The 18,371-nt window shown below is 68.5% G+C and carries 13 protein-coding genes; 10 read left to right on the top strand and 3 right to left on the bottom strand.

The window, feature by feature from the left end; translation table 11 throughout:
* Positions 1-23: 23 nt before the first annotated feature.
* The gene (locus AzCIB_RS13560) at positions 24-2,180 is read right to left on the bottom strand and encodes an HDOD domain-containing protein (RefSeq protein WP_050416384.1); all 2,157 of its coding nucleotides are present in this window, start codon (positions 2,178-2,180) and stop codon (positions 24-26) included.
* Positions 2,181-2,503: 323 nt separating this feature from the next.
* On the opposite strand from AzCIB_RS13560, the gene AzCIB_RS24905 reads away from it, so the two are divergent.
* Complete coding sequence (locus AzCIB_RS24905) at positions 2,504-5,200, top strand: cation-translocating P-type ATPase (protein ID WP_050416383.1); 2,697 nt, start codon at positions 2,504-2,506, stop codon at positions 5,198-5,200.
* Positions 5,201-5,229: 29 nt separating this feature from the next.
* Here the strand turns inward: AzCIB_RS24905 and AzCIB_RS13550 are convergent, their stop codons facing one another.
* Together AzCIB_RS13550 and AzCIB_RS13545 are read right to left on the bottom strand one after the other, a co-directional pair.
* Positions 5,230-5,877 (bottom strand): phosphoribosyltransferase, encoded by a 648-nt coding sequence (locus AzCIB_RS13550; RefSeq protein WP_050416382.1) that lies wholly within the window; start codon positions 5,875-5,877, stop codon positions 5,230-5,232.
* Positions 5,878-5,962: 85 nt separating this feature from the next.
* On the bottom strand, positions 5,963-6,859 hold the full coding sequence (locus AzCIB_RS13545) for a TetR/AcrR family transcriptional regulator (RefSeq protein ID WP_050416381.1): 897 nt from the start codon (positions 6,857-6,859) through the stop codon (positions 5,963-5,965).
* Between the two features lie 476 nt (positions 6,860-7,335).
* Between AzCIB_RS13545 and AzCIB_RS13540 the strand changes: the two genes are divergently transcribed.
* The 9 genes from AzCIB_RS13540 (at position 7,336) to AzCIB_RS13500 (ending at position 18,358) form a co-directional block, all read left to right on the top strand.
* On the top strand, positions 7,336-8,373 hold the full coding sequence (locus AzCIB_RS13540) for a branched-chain amino acid ABC transporter permease (RefSeq protein ID WP_050416380.1): 1,038 nt from the start codon (positions 7,336-7,338) through the stop codon (positions 8,371-8,373).
* Positions 8,370-10,172, top strand: coding sequence for a branched-chain amino acid ABC transporter ATP-binding protein/permease (locus AzCIB_RS13535; protein WP_050416379.1), 1,803 nt, complete (start codon positions 8,370-8,372; stop codon positions 10,170-10,172). Before AzCIB_RS13540 ends, AzCIB_RS13535 begins: the two co-directional genes overlap by 4 nt.
* The gene (locus AzCIB_RS13530; RefSeq protein WP_232299224.1) at positions 10,169-10,987 is read left to right on the top strand and encodes an ABC transporter ATP-binding protein; all 819 of its coding nucleotides are present in this window, start codon (positions 10,169-10,171) and stop codon (positions 10,985-10,987) included. Before AzCIB_RS13535 ends, AzCIB_RS13530 begins: the two co-directional genes overlap by 4 nt.
* Before the next feature lie 102 nt (positions 10,988-11,089).
* Positions 11,090-12,133: a porin gene (locus AzCIB_RS13525; protein WP_050416378.1), complete on the top strand. Its 1,044-nt coding sequence runs from the start codon at positions 11,090-11,092 to the stop codon at positions 12,131-12,133.
* A gap of 229 nt (positions 12,134-12,362) precedes the next feature.
* Positions 12,363-13,502, top strand: a complete 1,140-nt coding sequence (locus AzCIB_RS13520) for an ABC transporter substrate-binding protein (RefSeq protein WP_050416377.1) — start codon at positions 12,363-12,365, stop codon at positions 13,500-13,502.
* Positions 13,503-13,524: 22 nt separating this feature from the next.
* Positions 13,525-15,393: a feruloyl-CoA synthase gene (locus tag AzCIB_RS13515; protein WP_050416376.1), complete on the top strand. Its 1,869-nt coding sequence runs from the start codon at positions 13,525-13,527 to the stop codon at positions 15,391-15,393.
* A gap of 50 nt (positions 15,394-15,443) precedes the next feature.
* Positions 15,444-16,214, top strand: coding sequence for a crotonase/enoyl-CoA hydratase family protein (locus tag AzCIB_RS13510; protein WP_050416375.1), 771 nt, complete (start codon positions 15,444-15,446; stop codon positions 16,212-16,214).
* A complete protein-coding gene (locus AzCIB_RS13505; protein ID WP_050416374.1) occupies positions 16,211-17,473 on the top strand; it encodes a thiolase family protein in 1,263 nt (420 codons plus the stop codon). The genes AzCIB_RS13510 and AzCIB_RS13505 overlap by 4 nt, the downstream gene beginning before the upstream one ends.
* A 117-nt stretch (positions 17,474-17,590) precedes the next feature.
* Complete coding sequence (locus tag AzCIB_RS13500) at positions 17,591-18,358, top strand: 3-hydroxyacyl-CoA dehydrogenase (protein ID WP_050416373.1); 768 nt, start codon at positions 17,591-17,593, stop codon at positions 18,356-18,358.
* The last annotated feature ends 13 nt before the right edge of the window (positions 18,359-18,371 follow it).

Genomic DNA, 18,371 nt, shown 5'->3' with positions numbered 1-18,371 from the left:
CGCATCGCGTTGGCTCGCAAGCATCATGAAACCTGGACACACGGCAGCAGGAGCGAGAGCGTCGTGCCCACGCCTGCCTTGCTGCGGCATGAAATTTTGCAGCCGATCCGTGCGGCGATGCTGCCCACGATGGACAGGCCGTGACCGCGATCGGCACTGCTGTGCGCCTGATCCGGGAAGGACAGGTTGCGGATCGCCTCGTCGGGCATCCCGGAACCACTGTCTTCCATGCGGATCTCGACGTGTCGCCGCCCATTCTGCACGACACCGTCGAGCACCGAGATTTCGAAGCGCCCACCTCGGGGCGTCGCCTCGGCGGCGTTCTTCCACAGGTTAACGAGAATTTGTTTCAGGCTGTCGGGGTCACACGCCGCGCGTTCGGCGTCGTCGCCGAGCCGGCTGGTGACGGCGATGCCCTTGTCGCCGAAGAGCGGCGCGCCATACAGGGCAAGCAGTTCGCGCACGAGCGCGTTGACGGCCACGGAGGTCGCGGCGGCGGCTGGCGTCGGCACCTCGTTCATGCGCCGCACGATGCCGGCGACGCGGTCGATCTCGTCGCGCAATACGTCGATCTCGTGTCGTACGTCGCTGTTTTCCGGCAGCTTCTGGTCGAGGATGCGCAGGTAGCTCTTGATGATCCCCAGTGGGTTGCCCACCTCGTGCGCGATGCGCCGTGCCTGACGGCGGAAGGCCGCGGCCGCTTCGTCCCCGGCCTGCTTGCGAGAGGTGGTTGCGTCCTGCCACGCCTCGACGCTCAAGCCGCCGATGCGGCCGAAATTGAGCAGCCAGGGGGTGCGGCGCTTGAGCCGCGCGTGGTCTGCGTGGCCGAGGGCGAACAGCATCACGCCGACGGTGCGGCGCTTGCCGACCATCGGCACCGCGAGGATGCCTTCACTGTCGAATGCGCGCGCGAGCTGGCGATCGAGCAGGGATTCCCGCGGCGGCCGGACGTCATCGAAGCTGCTGCGGACCTCGCGCTCGGCGATCGCGCGCGTCGCGAGCCCGGCGTCGGTGCCGCGCGCGACGCGTGTCTGGCGGAAGATGGCGGCCTGACCGGCGATCTCGCCGCCGCTCAGCTCGCCCGATTCGCGGTCGATGAGCAGGAAGCCCATGCGCGGCAGTTCGAACAGGATGCGCGCGGATTCGCGCAGGGCATTCAGCAGTTCGGTTTCGCTCGCGAGTTCGAACAGGTCCTGCTGCAGCGGGTGCATGACCGCCATGTCGCAGATGCGCTCGGCCAACGCGCGGTCCGCTTCGTGCGGCGCATTGGCTGGGGCCAGGATCGTGACGTTGGGGAGTGTGCGCTGCGGCGAGGCGTCGTCCGCCTCCGGCCGTGCTGCGACCCCCATGGCGGTGGCGATGACCTGCACATGGTCGAGGGCGCGGGTCAGGATGCGTCCCGCATCGAAACTCGAATCGGTGCCGAAGAGCGTCGCGGCGAGCTCCTCGAAGGGCGCGAGGCCCGGCACGCCGCGCGCGAGCGCGTCGGAGAACCACACCAGGCGAGGCAGGTTCGAGGCGGTGGCGATTTCTTCCGCGCTCGCGTGGTGGAACAGGAGCGCATCGGCGAGTCCGCTGTCGAGGCGCCACTGGTCGGCAAGCCAGGTGCCCACCTCGCAGTGATCGGTGGACAGGCTGGTGCGCTCGAGCTCGATCAGCTTGTCTTCATCGCCGGTCTGCGAGAGCAGCCACGCATATTGTTCCCCCAGCGCGGACATGAGCACGAGCTGGCCGATATCGTGCAGGAGTCCCGCGAGAAAGGCCTCGCCGGGGTGCGGATAGCCGGTCGCGGACGCCATCGCCCGGCTCGTCTCGGCGACGAGCAGCGAATGGCGCCAGAAGTCGGTGAGATCGACGGACACGGTTCCGGGATCGGCGTCGAACAGCCGCTTCACCGCAAGGCAGGTGGCCATGGAGCGCACCATGCGGGTTCCGAGCAGCGAGACGCAGGACTTGATGTCGCCCGCAGGGGTGCTGCGGTAGAACGCGGCCGAATTGGCGGCGGTCAGGATGCGCGCGCTGAGCGCGGGATCCTGGCTCACGATCGCGGCGAGGGATTCGATCGTCGAGGATTCGTCGTCCAGTTGCTGAATCAGGCGCAGCAGCACCTGAGGCAGCGGAGGGACGTTCGCGCCTTCGATTGCAACCGTGACGGTTTGCGGAAGCTGTAGATCGCGCATTGGTCGGATTATTCGATCGCCGAATCGCACTGTCCGTGATGGGTACTGCAGCCTGCGCACTTCGCCCGGGGGCGCCTCAGGGGCACCGTTCTCGGACTATTAGCTGTAAGTGATAGTAACCGAATATTAGCCGTCTACGCAGAGTTGCCTCGGATCACTTTGGGGCTTGTTTTGTTGAAGTGTGCAATTTTCACGCACGCTCCGGCCTCGCCGTCATTGCGCAATGGCCATTGCGATCCATGCTGAGAACAGGTCGCGGGCCGCCGGGGGGATGCGGTCCGGCCAAGGGGGCGCCAGAAGCGGGGCGCGGACCGGAGATAGGGATGGATATCTGGCGCGGGCAGGTCGACGAGGTGCTGGCAGGGCTGGGAACGGGCCGCGAGGGGCTGTCGACCGTCGAGGCCGTGCGCCGGCTTGCGACCTTCGGCCTCAACCGCGTCGAGACCCGTCCGCGACAGCTGCTTGCGCTGCGTTTCGCGCGCGAATTCACCCACTTCTTCGCGATCGTCCTGTGGGTCGCCGCGGCGCTCGCGCTGATTGCCGACCGCTTCGATCCGGGTCAGGGCATGGGCGCGTTGGCAGCGGTGATCGTCGGCGTGATCTTTGTGAATGGCTGCTTCTCGTTCTGGCAGGAGTACCGGGCGGAGCGGGCGGTCGAGGCGCTGGCGGCGTTGCTGCCGCAGCGCGCGCTGGCGTGCCGCGACGGAAGGCTGGATGCGTTGCTGGCGCAGGATCTCGTGCCGGGCGACGTGATTGCGCTGGAGGCGGGCGACAACGTGCCGGCCGATTGCCGCGTGATCGAGGCCCGTGGCCTGCGCGTCAATGCCGCGACGGTGACGGGCGAATCGCGGCCGGTGGGGCGGGTGGCGGAGCCGGTGGAGGCGGTGGGGGTGGAGGACGCACGCAACCTGTTGCTCGCGGGGACTTCGGTGGTCGCCGGGCATGCGCAGGCGGTGGTGTTCGCGACCGGCATGCACACCGAGTTCGGCCGCATCGCGCACCTGAGCCAGCACACGGAGGAGCGGCCGTCGCCGCTGGCGCTGGAGATCGCCCGTCTGTCGCGGCTGGTCGCGCTGGCGGCAACGGCGCTGGGCGCGGTCTTCTTCTTCGTCGGTCGTGCGATCGGCGTGCCTTTCTGGGACAGCGCGCTGTTCGCGATCGCGATCATCGTCGCAAACGTGCCCGAGGGCCTGCTGCCGACCGTGACCTTGTCGCTCGCGATGGCGACGCAGCGCATGGCGCGGCGCAATGCCCTGGTGCGCCACCTGCCGGCGGTCGAGACGCTGGGCGCGACGACGGTGATCTGCACCGACAAGACCGGGACGCTGACCGAGAACCGCATGCGTGTCGTCAGCCTGATGGCGGGGGGGAGGGCGTGGATGCCGCGCCCCGAGCGGGTGGAGGGGGCAAATGAGGCGGGCGCGACGCCCGCGCTGGCGGGCCTGCTCGCCGTCGCCGCGGGGTGCCACGGCCTGCGGCTCGATCCGGATGGCGAAGGCGGCTATGCGGGCGATCCGATGGAGGTCGCGCTGGTCGAGTGTGCGGCGGCATGGGGCGTGCGCGAGTCGGGCACGCGGGTCGGCGAGCTGCCGTTCGAGACGGGGCGCAACCGCATGTCGGTGGCGGTAGCGGATGGCGGCGCCGTATGGCTGCTGTGCAAGGGGGCGCCGGAGGTCGTCGTGCCGCGCTGCGTGCTGCAGCGCGCACCCGACGGCGGGACAGTGGCGGTGGACGAGGACGCCATCCATGGCGAGCTCGATGCGATGGCGCGTCGGGGCTTGCGGGTGATCGCGTTCGCGCGGCGGCAGCTCGATGCCGGCGAGACCGTGGCCGATGATAGGGCTGAAGACGAGGCCGAGCGCGACCTGATCCTCGAAGGGCTGGCCGGCATCGAGGATCCGCCGCGACCGGACGTGCGCGAGGCGGTGGCGCGCTGCCGCGAGGCGGGCATCCGCGTGATCATGGTGACGGGGGACTACCCGGCGACGGCCGTCGCGATCGGGCGCGAGATCGGCCTGAACGGCGATGCGCCGCGGGTGCTGCGCGGCGAGGACGTCGCACGCATGAATGTGGCGCAGCTCGCGCTGGCGCTCGAGAGCCCGCAGGTGATCTGCGCGCGCGTCACCGCCGAGCACAAGCTACGCGTCGTTCAGGCCTTGCAGCAGCGTGGCGAGGTGGTCGCGGTGACGGGCGACGGCGTGAACGACGCGCCGGCACTGCGGGCGGCGGACATCGGCATTGCGATGGGGCGCAGCGGCACCGACGTGGCGAAGGAGGCGGCCGACATGGTGCTGCTGGACGACCACTTCGCGACCATCGTCAGCGCCATCGAGGAGGGGCGCGCGGTGTTCGAGAACCTGCGCAAGTTCCTGACCTACATCCTCACGTCCAACATCCCCGAGGTGGTCCCGTGCCTGGTGTTCGTGTTGCTGCGCGTGCCCCTGCCGCTGACGGTGATCCAGATCCTGGCCGTCGACCTCGGCACCGACATGCTGCCCGCGCTCGCGCTCGGTGCCGAGCCGCCGTCGCCGGGACTGATGAAGCGGCCGCCCCGCCCGCGCAGCGCACGTCTGGTGGACGGGGCGCTGATCGCGCGGGCTTACCTCTTCCTCGGCGTGCTGGAGTCGGCTGCGTCGCTCGCCATGTTTTTCGGCGTGCTCGCGGCGGGGGGCTGGGTGCGCGGAGAAGCGCTCGGCAGGCTGGATCCGCTGTACCTGGAGGCGACCACGGCCTGCCTGGCGACGATCGTCGTGATGCAGGTCGCGAACCTGTTCCTGTGCCGCGATGCGCGCCTGCCGGCCTGGCCTCCGCGGCTGGCGGCCAATCCGCTGCTGCTGTGGGGGCTGGGATTCGAGTTGGCGCTGATCGCGGCGATCGTCTATCTGCCAGTTGGCAACGCCATCTTCGGCACCGCGCCGCTCGACGCCGAAACCTGGCTGTGGATGCTGCCGCTGGCGCTTGCGATGGTGGCGCTGGAGGAGGGGCGCAAGGCGTGGCTGCGGCGACGGGCGTGCCGGTAGCCGCAGCACGCGGTGCGGGCGGGATAGGCCTACGGACCGGGCGCCGGGCGGCGGTAGTCGCGCAGCAGGCGCAGCGCCTCGTCGTCCTCGACCTGCGTGAAGTCGCCGTAGAAGCCGCTGATGCCGCCCAGCCAGGTCGGCTTCAGCACGCATTCGACGTGGTCGCAGTGGCGGGCGAGGGTGTCCAGCGTGTCGGGCGGCGCGACCGGGACGGCGACGATCAGCTCGTACGGCTGCTTCGCGCGGATCACGTGCAGCGCCGCAAGCATCGTCGCACCGGTCGCCACCCCGTCGTCGGTGACGATGACAGAGCGTCCGGCGATCTCGGCCGCGGGGCGCACGGCGCGAAAACGTTCCTTGCGGCGGTCGATCTCGGCGATCTGGTGGGCGCGTTCACGTTCGAGGTAGTCGTCATCGACGCCGACCACCGAACGCGCGTAGTCCGCCAGGTATTCCTCGCCATCCTCGCCGATCGCGCCGACCGCGAGCTCCGGGTCGTGGCGGGCGCGCAGCTTGCGGGCGAGCACGACGTCAAGTTCCGCGCCGAGCTCGCGCGCGAGCACGGCCCCGGTGACGACGCCGCCGCGCGGAATCGCCAGCACCAGCGGATCCTTCAGCGGGTGCCCCTTGAGCTTCGCCGCGAGCTGACGCGCGGCGTCTTCCCTGTCCTTGAACATGGCCGTCTCCGATCATTCATTTCAGTTATGGCGGATCGCGGCGGAAAGGCAAGGAAACGGGGCTCTGGCCCCGGCGGGCTTCGGTTCAGGACGGCGCGACGCCGCGGCGCACCATCTCGACCATCGCGTCGGCGATCTGCTGCGGGGTGCGGCGGCCTTCGCGGTACCACAGGTACACCCAGTTCATGCCGCCGAGCAGGAAGAGACGCAGCAGGGAGCGGTCGGTGCCGGCGGCCACGGGCAGGGCGTCGACGAGGCCGCGGAACAGCTGTTCGTAGGCCTCGCGCGCGGGCTGGATCTTGGCGAGCAGTTCCTGGTTGCCGATGAGCGCGAGGTTGTGCCCCGTGATGCGCTCGACCGCCGGGCCTTCGATCATCTGGGCGACGTGCACCTCGCAGGCGCGGCGCAGGCGCTCCCAGGGGTCGGAAAGCGCTTCGATCTCGGTCGTGATCGTGCTCATCACGCGCTGGAAGCCTTCGCGGTGGACGGCGAGGTAGAGCTCGTCCTTGGAGGCGAAGTGATGGTAGACCGAGCCGGGCAGCAGGCCGACCTTGCGTGCGATGTCGCGGATGGAGCTGCGATCGTAACCCTGCTCGGAAAAGAGTTCGGCAGCAGCGTTGAGGATGATCTGGCGGCGATCGAGCGGTTCGTCCTTGTCGCCCGAACCGTCGACCGCCGACGTTGCGAGCTGCGCGCTGAGCGTGCCGCGTTCGAGGAGCTCGCGCTGGTTGTCGGTGAGCGTGGCGAGGCCTTCCGGGGTGGCGTCCACCAGCGCCTGCAGGCGCTTGGCGGTGGTCTCCAGACCGTGTTTCTGCCAGATGTAGCGCACGCCGGAAGGGGAAATCGTCAGGCCGGCGCGGCGCAGGCGATCCGCCACGGCGGCCTGGCCGAGCTCGGGTTCCTCGCGCGACAGCCGCAGGATCTCGGCCTCGGTCGAGAAAAAATGCGAATCGTCGTGAGCGGCGGCTGAAGCGGATGTCATCAGGAAGGTGGCTGGAAGCGGTTGTCGGTCGAAATCATAACGTGCAGGGCGCCGGGCTGCATGTCCGGGGCGGGGGGCGCCGGACGCCGGCAGCTGTTCGGCGTATCCCCTGTTGATGATTAGACTACTTGACCAAGTGTTTGACAAGTCTGTTTTGTATCTGTAGCTTAATCGGGCACCGTCAGGGCATGCGCCTGCGGGAGCAAGACTCGAGAGCGGCCAACCAGGCTGCCACCCGCCGTACCCGCTTCGGGGCGGCCAAGAACGGAGACAAGACGCAATGACCACCACACCTGTCGCTGCCGCGCCGCGTGCCGGCGAGCCCCCGACCTCCCGATCCGTTCCCCCGGCGATTCCCTTACCCGGAGTTCTGGCGCCGCGTCCCTGACGTCGAGCCAGCCGCCGCGGACGCGCGGCTTCTTCCCTTTCATCTCTAGTGTTTCCGCGCCAAAGGCGCGGACGGCCGGGGTTCGTCCATGGATTTCCAGATAGCGCTGTTGCTCGCACAGGACGGCATCACCAACGGTGCGATCTACGCGCTGCTCGCGCTCGCGCTGGTGTTGGTGTTTGCCGTGACGCGGGTGATCTTCATTCCGCAGGGGGAGTTCGTCGCCTATGGCGCGCTGACTCTCGTCATGATCCAGGCCGGCACGGTACCGGCGACGCTGTGGCTCTTGCTCGGCGCGGGCGTGCTCGCCGCGGCGGTCGATGCGCGCGGCGCGCTGCATAGCGGCCAGAAGGGGCGCCTCGCGGGCGTGCTGGCGTGGAACGTCGGCTACCCCGCGCTGCTCGCGGCGCTGCTGTACGGGCTGCCGCTCACGACCCTCGCGCTGCCGCTGCAGGTGCTGCTGGCGCTCCTCGTGGTGGTGCCGATGGGCCCGCTGATGTACCGCCTGATCTACCAGCCGATCGCCGCCGCCCCGGTGCTGATCCTGCTGATCGTCTCGGTCGCCGTGCACGTGGGCATGGTCGGGCTCGGGCTGCTGTTCTTCGGCGCCGAGGGTTCCCGCACCCCGGCCTTCTCGGAAGCACGTTTCGAGCTTGGGCCGATGCTGGTGAACGGCCAGACGATCTGGGTCATCGCCGCCTCCATCGTGCTCATCGTCGCGCTCTACCTGTTCTTCGGTCGCACGATCTATGGCAAGGCGCTGCGCGCGACCGCGATGAACCGCAACGGCGCGCGCCTGATGGGCATCTCTCCCGCGCTCGCCGGGCGCCTCACCTTCCTGCTCGCGGCGCTCATCGGCGCCTTGTCCGGCGTGCTGATCGCCCCGATCACCACCATCTACTACGACACCGGCTTCCTCATCGGCTTGAAGGGCTTCGTGGCCGCCATCGTCGGCGGACTCGCCAGCTACCCGATCGCCGCCGCCGGCGCCGTGCTCGTCGGCCTGCTCGAAGCCTTCAGCTCCTTCTGGGCCAGCGCCTACAAGGAAGTCATCGTGTTCACGCTCATCATCCCGGTGCTCTTGTGGCGTTCGTTCACCAGCCACCACGTGGAGGAAGAGGAATGAAGCCCGCACTGTCCGCCCGGTCCGTCCTGGGCAGCTTCCTCGCGCTGCTGCTGGTGGCGCCGCTCGTGATGCCGCCCTTCTACGTCACGCTGCTCAACTACATCGGCCTGTATGCGCTGGTCGCCCTCGGCCTCGTGCTGCTCACCGGCGTCGGCGGCCTCACGAGCTTCGGCCAGGCCGCCTTCGTGGGCCTCGGCGCCTACACCACCGCGGTGCTCACCACCGCGACCGACTTGCCCGCGTGGCTCGCGTGGGCGGGCGGCTCGCCGTGGCTGGCCCTCTTCGTCGGCCTGGCGTTCACCGCCACCGTCGCGTTCGTCCTCGGCTCGCTCACGCTGCGCCTGTCGGGCCACTACCTGCCGCTGGGCACCATCGCGTGGGGCATCAGCCTGTACTTCCTCTTCGGCACCCTCGAAACGCTGGGCGGCCATACGGGACTCACCGGCATCCCGCCGATCGCGATCTTCGGCTATGAACTCACCGACGGCAGCCAGATCTTCTACCTCATCTGGGCCTTCCTGCTCTTGGCGGTGTTCACCACCCAGAACCTGCTCGACTCGCGCGAAGGCCGCGCGATCCGGGCCTTGAAGGGCGGCATGGTGATGGCCGAGGCGATGGGGGTGGATACCGCGCGCGCGCGCATGGTGATCTTCGTCATCGCCGCACTCCACGCCTGCGCCTCGGGCTGGCTCTACGCGCACATGCAGCGCTTTGTGAACCCCACCCCCTTTGGACTCCACATCGGCATCGAGTACCTCTTCATGGCGGTGGTCGGTGGCGCCGGCCAGGTGTGGGGCGCGCTCCTCGGCGCGGGCGTCATCACCATCGCCAAGCAGTGGCTGCAGGACATCCTGCCCCGCATCTTCGGCCAGAGCGGCAACTTCGAGGTGATCTTCTTCGGCCTGATGATGATCATCATCCTGCAGCGCGCGCGCGAAGGCCTGTGGCCCTTGTTCGCCCGCTTCGTGCCGGTGAAGGCGACCCAACGCACGCTCGATGCCGCGGCCGAGCCGCTGCCGAGAAAGCCGCTGCCCGCGCGCGGGGACGTGATCCTCGAAGCGAAGGAGGTCACGCGCAAGTTCGGTGGTCTCGTCGCCAACAACGCCATGAGCCTCACCGTCAAGGCGGGCGAGATCCTCGCGCTGATCGGCCCCAACGGCGCGGGCAAAAGCACCATGTTCAACCAGATCTCGGGCGTCGACACCCCGACCTCGGGCGACGTGCTGTTCCTCGGCAAACCGGTCGCCGGGCGCGGCTCGCGCGCGATCGCCCGCATGGGCATGAGCCGCACCTTCCAGCACGTGAAGCTGCTGCCGACCATGAGCGTGCTTGAGAACGTCGCCATCGGCGCGCACATGCGCGGCGACAAGGGCGTGTTCCCCGCCGCATGGCGCCTCGACCGCGCCGAGGAAGCGCGGCTCCTCAACGAAGCCGCGCGCCAGATCGAACGCGTGGGGCTGGCCGAGCACATGTTCGACGCCGCCGGCAGCCTCGCGCTGGGCCAGCAGCGCATCCTCGAGATCGCCCGCGCACTCGCCGCTGACCCCTGCCTCTTGCTCCTCGACGAGCCGGCCGCGGGCCTGCGCTTCAAGGAGAAGCAGGCGCTCGCCGAGCTCCTCAGGAAGCTCCGGGGCGAAGGCATGGGCATCCTGCTGGTCGAGCACGACATGGACTTCGTGATGGGACTGGTCGATCGCGTCGTCGTGATGGAGTTCGGCCAGAAGATCGCCGAGGGCCTGCCCGAGGAAGTGCAGCAGAACCCGGCGGTGCTCGAAGCCTATCTCGGAGGTGTGGAATGAACGGCATGAGCGTGGAGATCAACGTGATCGAGCAGACCATCGACACCGCCCCCAACGCCCCCAATCCCCCGCGCACGGTGCTCGAGGTGCGCGACCTGTGTGTCGCCTACGGCAAGGTCGAGGCCTTGTCGAACGCCAACATCCGCGTCGGTGAAGGGCAGATCGTCACCGTGATCGGCCCCAACGGCGCGGGCAAGACGACCATGCTGTCGGCGATCATGGGCCTGTTGGAGTCGCGCGGGCAGGTCACCTTCGACGGCGAGGCCGAGTACGTGCCGCGGGTGGAGCGCATGGTCGCGCGCGGCATGAACCTCGTCCCGGAAAAACGCGAGCTCTTCGCCGAGATGAGCGTCGAGGACAACCTGCTGCTGGGCGCCTTCCAGCGCTACCGCATGGGCAAGCGCGATCACGCCGAGACGATGGAAGAGGTGTATCACCTCTTCCCGCGCCTCAAGGAGCGCAAGGCGCAGCTCGCCGGCACGCTCTCCGGCGGCGAGCGCCAGATGCTGGCGGTGGGGCGCGCGCTGATGGCCAAGCCGAAGCTGCTGATGCTCGATGAACCGAGCCTGGGCCTCGCCCCGCTGATCGTGCGCGAGATCTTCCGCATCATCGGCGAGCTGCGCCGGCGCGGGGTGTCGATCCTGCTGGTCGAGCAGAACGCGCGCGCGGCGCTGCAGGTTGCCGACTACGCCTACGTGCTCGAGACCGGCGAGATCTCGATGGAAGGGCCGGCCAAGCAGCTTGCCGATGATCCGCGGGTGATCGAGGCGTATCTGGGGCTGGGTGGGAAGCACCAGGACAGGCTCGCTGCCTGATCCCCGTTTTCGCTTGTGACCGCCTGCGCCGGACGACGCGGGCGGGGCTGTGCAGTGCCCGTCGTCCGCTCATAAATATATTGATATGGCAAAGGAGGAGGCATGAAGGGTTTTCGAATCGTTGCAGGGTTTGCCGCGCTGGGGGTGGTTGCCGGACCTGTGTTCGCACAGTCGAACGTCACGATCTACGGTGCGATGGACATGTTCGTGGGCCAGGCGCGTGGGGAGCACAAGAGCCTCACCGTGGTCGACAGCGGCGGCCTGGAGCCGAGCCGCATCGGCTTTCACGGCACCGAGGATCTGGGTAACGGCCTGAAGGCGCTGTTCCGGCTGGAAAGCGGCATCGCCGCCGATACCGGTGGCACCGTGCCGCCGGGCGTGCTGTTCAGCCGGCAGTCCTTCGTCGGCCTGCAGGGCGGCTTCGGCACCGTCACGGCGGGGCGCCAGCACTCGCCGGGGTACTGGATGTCGCTGCTGCGTTACGACGCGCTGATGGGCGGGCCGTTCTCGCCGGTCACCGCGCTCGCGGCGCAGGGGAGCATGAGCGTCGTGTCGACCGGCCCGGGGCGGGTGAACAACTCGATCAACTACAACTCGCCGAACTGGGGCGGGCTGACGGTCAGCGCGATGTACGGCGTGGGGCAGGAGAGCACGGTGAACCGCAACGCGGGCGAGTTCGCCGGCGCGAGCATCAACTATGCGAACGGCCCGCTGTCGGTCGGCTACGTGTTCCATCGCCTCGACACCAGCACCGTCGCCGCGCCCATCGTGGACCGGCGGCAGCGCGAGCACATGCTCGGGGCCTCCTACGACTTCAAGGTCGTGAAGGTGATCGGCAGCTACCAGACGCTGGACGGCGACGTGGCGGCGGAGGCGCGGCTGTGGAACCTCGGCGCGCGCATTCCCGTGGGCGCGGCGGGCAACGTGCAGGTCGCCTACGCTGCGTACAGGTCGGATGCGAGCCAGTCGGATTCGCGTTCCTGGGCCCTCGGCTACAGCCATGATCTTTCGAAGCGCACGGCGCTGTACGGGCGGGTGATCCGTGCCGACAACGACGACGCGGTGGCGCGCAGCGTCTATAACGGGCTGGCCGAGCGTGGCGGGGCGACGAGGTTGATCGGCGTCGGCATGCGGCACAGTTTCTAACGATCTCGCGGGTGTTCCGGCTGCGGATTTCCGCTTGCCGGAGCACCGCGCGCGGCTGTGCGCAAGGAAGTTAACAAACTAGTCGAACAAGTGTTTGACAAGTGACAATAGCGCTGCTAACTTTCACACCATGCCGGCTCCCCGCGAGCTTCGGCGACAGAGCGGCCCGAACCGCCACCCAATCGACCCGACACCGTCGGGCGCAAAGACACCAAAGGAGTGAGTGAACATGCAGGTCAAGAAACTCGCAGTGCTGTGCTCGCTGGCCGCCGCCTCGTACGTTTCGCCGGCCTTGGCCGACATCACGATCGGCATCTCGTTGTCGGCAACCGGACCGGGCGCTTCGCTCGGGATTCCGGAGAAGAACGTGTTCGCGCTGCTGCCGGCGCAGATCGGTGGCGAGAAGGTCAATTTCATCGTACTCGACGATGCGACCGATCCCACCATGGCCACCAAGAACGCTCGCAGGCTGGTCAGCGAGGACAAGGTGGATGTACTGATCGGCTCCTCGACGACGCCGGCGACCGCCGCGATGGCCGAGGTGGCCAACGAGAGCGCCACGCCGCAGGTCACGATCAGCCCGGTGTCGCTGCCGGCAGAGCGCAACAAGTGGGTGTTCCGCACCCCGCAGCAAAACAGCGTGATGGCCGCTGCGGTGATCGGGCACATGAAGCAGAACGGGGTGAAGACGCTCGGCTTCATCGGCTTCTCGGATGCCTATGGCGAGGACTGGCTGACTTCGGTGACCGCCAAGGCCGAAGCGGCCGGGATCAAGCTGGTCGCGACCGAGCGCTTTGCACGTGCGGACACCTCGGTGAGCGGCCAGGTGTTGAAGCTGGTATCGGCGCGGCCCGACGCGGTTCTCGTCGCGGGCTCCGGCAGCCCCGCCGCCCTGCCGCAGACCACGCTGGTCGAGCGCGGCTACAAGGGGCAGGTCTACCAGACCCACGCGGTCGCGAACCAGGCCTTCCTCAAGGTCGCGGGCAAGGCGGCCGACGGCGTGATCATCCCGGTGGGGCCGGTCGTGGTGGTGGACCAGATTGCCGATTCGCACCCGTCCAAGGCGATGGGCAAGAGCCTCGTGACGAAGTACGAGGAAAAGTATGGCGCCGGCTCGTTCTCGTCCTTCGCCGGCCATGCCTTCGATGCGTGGCGGCTGATCGAGCAGGCGGTGCCGGTCGCGCTGAAGAGCGCCAAGCCGGGCACCCCGGAATTCCGCGCGGCCCTGCGCGACGCGCTCGAGGGGAACAAGGAGGTCATCGCAAGCCACGGCGTCTACAACATGAACGCCAACGACCATTTCGGCCTGGACGAGCGCTCGCACGTGCTGGTGAAGATCGACAGCGGCAACTACAAGCTGATCAAGTAAGCAGCGCACGCGGGGACGATTCATGAGCACTGCGATCAACGAGACCGACGCGATGTTCGCGCGCCCGGTCGTCAATGTCGAAGAACGGCCCGACGGCAGCCGCATCCTGCGCTCGGGCATCCCGCTGCCGCAGACCTATGCGCGCTGCGTCGGCGAGTGGCTGGAGCACTGGGCGCGCGTGGCGCCGGAGCGCGTCTTCCTCGCCGAGCGCAACGCGGCGGGCGAGTGGGACCGGGTGAGCTACGGCGAGGCGCGCCGGCGCGTGGTCGCGATCGCGACCTGGCTGCTGGGGCAGAACCTGTCCGCGGAGCGGCCGGTCGTTATCCTTTCCGACAACTCCATCGAGCATGCGCTGCTGATGTACGCGGCGATGCATGTCGGCGTGCCTTCGTGCGCGATCTCGACCGGCAACTCGCTGATGTCGAAGGATTTCGTCAAGCTCAAGGGCAACATCGAGCTGATGCGGCCGGGCGTCGTCTATGCGGATGACGTGGCGCGATTCGCCGCGGCGATTGATGCGATCGCGCCGCTGCACGATGGCGTCGTGGTGGCGGGCCGGCGCAGCGGACAGGCGGCGGGTTGCATCGCGTTCGCGGATATCGAGGCAAGTGGTGGCGAGGCAAGCGGCGACGAAGCCGCGGTGATGCGCGCCTTTGATCGCATCACGCCGGACACGACGGCCAAGTTCCTGTTCACGTCGGGGTCGGTCGGTACGCCCAAGGCCGTCATCAACACGCAGCGCATGCTGTGCGCGAGCCAGCTCGCGAAGGAGCTGGTGTGGCCCTTCCTCAAGGACGAGCCGCCGGTGCTGGTGGACTGGCTGCCGTGGAGCCACACCTTCGGCAGCAACCACAACCTGAACATGGTGCTGCGTTGCGGCGGCAGCCTCTACATCGACGACGGCAAGCCGGTGCCGGCGCTGCTGGGCAAGACGTTGCGCAACCTCAAGGACGTGTCGCCGACGATCTACTTCAGCGTGCCGCGTGCCTACGACATGCTGGTGCCCGAACTGCGCCGCGACGCGCAACTGCGCGAGGCCTTCTTCGGACGCCTGAAGCTGATCTTCTACGCCGGCGCGGCGCTGCCGCAGCACCTGTGGGCGGAGCTGGAGAACCTCTCGGAGGAATCCACCGGCCGCCGCGTCACGATGGTGTCGTCGTGGGGTTCGACCGAGACCGCGCCGCTCGCGACCGACTGCCATTTCCAGGCGGTGCGCTCGGGGGTGATCGGCGTGCCGGTGCCGGGCGTCGAACTGAAACTCGTGCCGTCGGCGGACAAGCTGGAAGTGCGCGTGCGCGGACCGAACGTGTTCCCGGGGTACTGGAAACAGCCCGAACTCACCGCCAAGTCCTTCGATGACGAAGGCTTCTACCTGATCGGCGACGCGGTCGAGTTCGTCGATCCGGCGCAGCCGGAGCAGGGTTTGCTGTTCGATGGCCGCGTGGGCGAGGACTTCAAGCTGCTGACCGGCACCTGGGTGCATGTGGGTTCGCTGCGCGTGAAGGGCATCGACGCCCTGAAACCGGTCGCCCAGGACATCGTCGTGACCGGACACGATCGCGACGAGATCGGTTTCCTCGTGTTCCCGAACGTCTCCGAATGCCGCTCGCTGTGCCCCGGCCTGCCGGCCGATGCGCCGGTCGAGCAGGTGCTGACGAATCCGGCGGTGCTGGCGCGGGTGCGCTTGGGCATGGCGGCGCTGGCGCAGGGCGGCGGCGGATCCTCGACGGTGCCGACGCGCGCGCTGCTGATGGCGGAACCGCCGTCGGTAGAGGCGGGCGAGATCACCGACAAGGGCTACATCAATCAGCGTGCGGTGCTGACGCGGCGCAAGGATCTCGTCGAGGTCCTATACGCGGAAATGCCGGACAAGACCGTCGTCACTGCATGAACCGGAGCCGCCCGGTCAAAGGCGGCACGACAAGTGGAAAGGATCGCCCCATGAGCGAAGAACTGGTTAAGACCTCATTCGAAAACAACATCTACACGGTGATGCTGGCGCGGCCTGCGAAGCGCAACGCCATCAGCGACGGTCTGCTCAACGCGATCGATGCCGCTTTCGCGGCCGTACCCGAAGGGACGCGGGCCATCGTCCTCGGCGGCGAGGGGGCTCACTTCTGCGCCGGGCTGGATCTCACGGAGCACCAGCACCGCGACCCCTTCGGCGTGATGCAGCACTCGCGCAGCTGGCACCGCGTGTTCGACCGCGTCCAGAACGGCGGCATCCCGGTCGTCGCGGCGCTGCACGGCGCGGTGATCGGCGGCGGGCTGGAGTTGGCGACGGCGACCCACGTACGCGTTGCGGAGCCGAACACGATCTACCAGCTGCCCGAAGGGCGCCACGGGATCTTCGTCGGCGGGGGCGCTTCGGTGCGCGTCGCGAAGCTCATCGGTGCAGGGCGCATGTGCGAAATGATGCTGACTGGACGCATCCTCGAATCCGACGAGGGGCAGCGCCTCGGCCTGTCGCACTACCTCGTCGGCCCCGGCGAGGCGCTGGCGAAGGCGCAGCAGCTCGCGCGCCGCATCGCCGAGAACGCGCCGATGGCGAACTGGGCGATGGTCACGGCCGTCGCGCGCATCGATAACCTGGCGAGCGACGACGGCCTCTTCGTCGAGTCGCTGACCGCCGCACTGACACAGACCAGCCCGGAAGTCGCCGAGCGCATCGGGCATTTCCTGCAACGCAAGGGACAGGGACCGCAGCGATGACGAATCCTTACGCAGCATCCGAAGCCGCGGCGCAAGCGCGCGCCTACGACGACATCTGGCTGGTGGCGGGGCAGCGCACGCCGTTTGCCGACTACAACGGCCCGCTGCGCGACGTGTCGCCGACCGACCTGGGCATCTTCGCCGCGCGCGCGCTGTTCGAGCGCAGCGGCATCCCCGCGGGCGAGGTCGATGCGATCGTCGCCGGCAACATGGCGCAGGCGAGCTTCGATGCCTATTTCCTGCCGCGCCACATCGGCCTGTATGCGGGCGTGAATCCGGCCGTGCCGGCGCTGCTGGTGCAGCGACTGTGCGGCACCGGCTTCGAGACCATCCTCGCCGCCGCCGACCAGATCACGCTGGGCAAGGCGAAGGTCGCGCTGTGCGTGGGCACCGAGTCGATGTCGCGCAACCCGATCGCCGCCTACACGCACCGCGCGGGCTTCCGCATGGGGCAGCTCGACTTCCGCGACTTCCTGTGGGAGGCGACCAAGGACACCGCACCGGGCGACAGCATGGGCGACACCGCCGAGAATCTCGCCAAGCGCTACGGCATCTCGCGCGAAGAGGTCGACCACTTCGCCGCGCAGAGCTTCGCACGCGCGTGTGCGGCGTGGGATTCGGGGTATTTCGCCGGCGAGGTCGCGTCGGTCGTCAATTCCAACTGGGTGCTTCCGGGCTACAACCCGCGCGCGCTGAAGCTCGCCGACCGCGTCGAGTGCGTGGATCGCGACGGCCACGTGCGTCCGACCTCGCTGGAAACCCTGCAGAAACTGAAGCCGGCATTCGGCGGCGTGCAGACCGGCGGCAACAGCTCGGCGATCGTCGACGGCGCGGCGGCGGTGATCGTCGCGCACGGCGACTGGGTGCGGGCACACGGCGTGAAGCCGCTGGCGCGCATCGTCGCCGGCGCGTCGGTCGCGGTGCCGCCGGAGATCATGGGCATCGGGCCGGCGCCGTCGATCCGCGTGGCCGCGGCACGGGCCGGGCTGAAAGTGGGCGATCTGGGGCGCGTCGAGATCAACGAGGCCTTCGGCGCGCAGTATCTCGCGTGCGAGCGGGAGCTCGGGCTCGACCGCGACAAGACCAACGTGCATGGCGGCGCGATCGCGATCGGGCATCCGCTCGGCGCGTCGGGCGTGCGCCTGACGACGACGGTGGCGCGCGAGCTGCGCGAGGCCGGGCTGCAGTTCGGTGTGTCGTCGGCCTGCTGCGGCGGCGGGCAGGGCGTGGCGATCGTCGTCGAGAACGGCAACGCGTAGGGCGGGAGGAGCGAAGCGCATCCCGCCATACAGCGGTTGTACCGGCGAGCACGGTTGAACTGGCGGGATACGCCTTCGGCTCCTCCCGCCCTACGAAAGCGAATCAGGGACTATTGCATGCAACTCGAAAACAGCACCTTCATCGTCACCGGCGGCGCTTCCGGCCTCGGTGAAGCGACCGCGCGCGCCTTCCACGCCGCCGGCGCCAACGTGGTCATCGCCGACCTCAACGCCGCGGCAGGCGAGAAGCTCGCCGACGAACTCGGCGCGCGCGCGGCCTTCCATCGCACCGACGTCTCCTCCGAGACCGACGCGCGCGGCTGCGTGGAACTCGCCGTGTCACGCTTCGGCGCGCTGCAGGGGCTCATCAACTGCGCCGGCATCGGCACGGCCGCGAAGGTGCTGGGCAAGGATGGCCCGCATCCGCTCGACGCCTTCAGCCGCATCGTGAACATCAACCTCGTCGGCACCTTCAACATGATCCGCATCGCCTCCGACGCGATGGCGAAGGGCGCGGCGAACGCCGGCGGCGAGCGTGGCGTGATCATCAACACCGCATCGGTCGCGGCCTACGACGGTCAGATCGGGCAGGCCGGCTACGCGGCGTCGAAGGGCGGCATCGTGTCGATGACCCTGCCGATCGCGCGCGAACTGGCGCGTTTCGGCATCCGTGTCGTGACGATCGCGCCGGGCCTGTTCCTGACGCCGATGATGAAAGGGCTGCCCGAGGACGTGCAGAAGTCGCTCGGAGAGTCCGTGCCCTTCCCGCCGCGGCTGGGCGAGCCGGCCGAGTATGCGCAACTTGCGCGCTCCATCGTCGAGAATGCGATGCTCAACGGCGAGACGATCCGGCTGGATGGGGCGATCCGGCTCGCACCGCGCTGAAATCGCATGAACC

Origin of the sequence: Azoarcus sp. CIB (assembly GCF_001190925.1) — a bacterium.
Taxonomy (GTDB): domain Bacteria; phylum Pseudomonadota; class Gammaproteobacteria; order Burkholderiales; family Rhodocyclaceae; genus Aromatoleum.
The sequence above is the reverse complement of the archived record's forward strand: the minus strand, read 5'-3'. Positions and strand labels throughout refer to the sequence as shown.

Coding starts and splice junctions, on each gene's coding strand:
- AzCIB_RS13530 (WP_232299224.1), top strand. CDS start 10,169: ATGAACGGCATGAGCGTGGAGATCAACGTGATCGAGCAGACCATCGAC.
- AzCIB_RS13505 (WP_050416374.1), top strand. CDS start 16,211: ATGACGAATCCTTACGCAGCATCCGAAGCCGCGGCGCAAGCGCGCGCC.
- AzCIB_RS13540 (WP_050416380.1), top strand. CDS start 7,336: ATGGATTTCCAGATAGCGCTGTTGCTCGCACAGGACGGCATCACCAAC.
- AzCIB_RS13560 (WP_050416384.1), bottom strand. CDS start 2,180: ATGCGCGATCTACAGCTTCCGCAAACCGTCACGGTTGCAATCGAAGGC.
- AzCIB_RS13550 (WP_050416382.1), bottom strand. CDS start 5,877: ATGTTCAAGGACAGGGAAGACGCCGCGCGTCAGCTCGCGGCGAAGCTC.
- AzCIB_RS13520 (WP_050416377.1), top strand. CDS start 12,363: ATGCAGGTCAAGAAACTCGCAGTGCTGTGCTCGCTGGCCGCCGCCTCG.
- AzCIB_RS13515 (WP_050416376.1), top strand. CDS start 13,525: ATGAGCACTGCGATCAACGAGACCGACGCGATGTTCGCGCGCCCGGTC.
- AzCIB_RS13510 (WP_050416375.1), top strand. CDS start 15,444: ATGAGCGAAGAACTGGTTAAGACCTCATTCGAAAACAACATCTACACG.
- AzCIB_RS13500 (WP_050416373.1), top strand. CDS start 17,591: ATGCAACTCGAAAACAGCACCTTCATCGTCACCGGCGGCGCTTCCGGC.
- AzCIB_RS13535 (WP_050416379.1), top strand. CDS start 8,370: ATGAAGCCCGCACTGTCCGCCCGGTCCGTCCTGGGCAGCTTCCTCGCG.
- AzCIB_RS13545 (WP_050416381.1), bottom strand. CDS start 6,859: ATGACATCCGCTTCAGCCGCCGCTCACGACGATTCGCATTTTTTCTCG.
- AzCIB_RS24905 (WP_050416383.1), top strand. CDS start 2,504: ATGGATATCTGGCGCGGGCAGGTCGACGAGGTGCTGGCAGGGCTGGGA.
- AzCIB_RS13525 (WP_050416378.1), top strand. CDS start 11,090: ATGAAGGGTTTTCGAATCGTTGCAGGGTTTGCCGCGCTGGGGGTGGTT.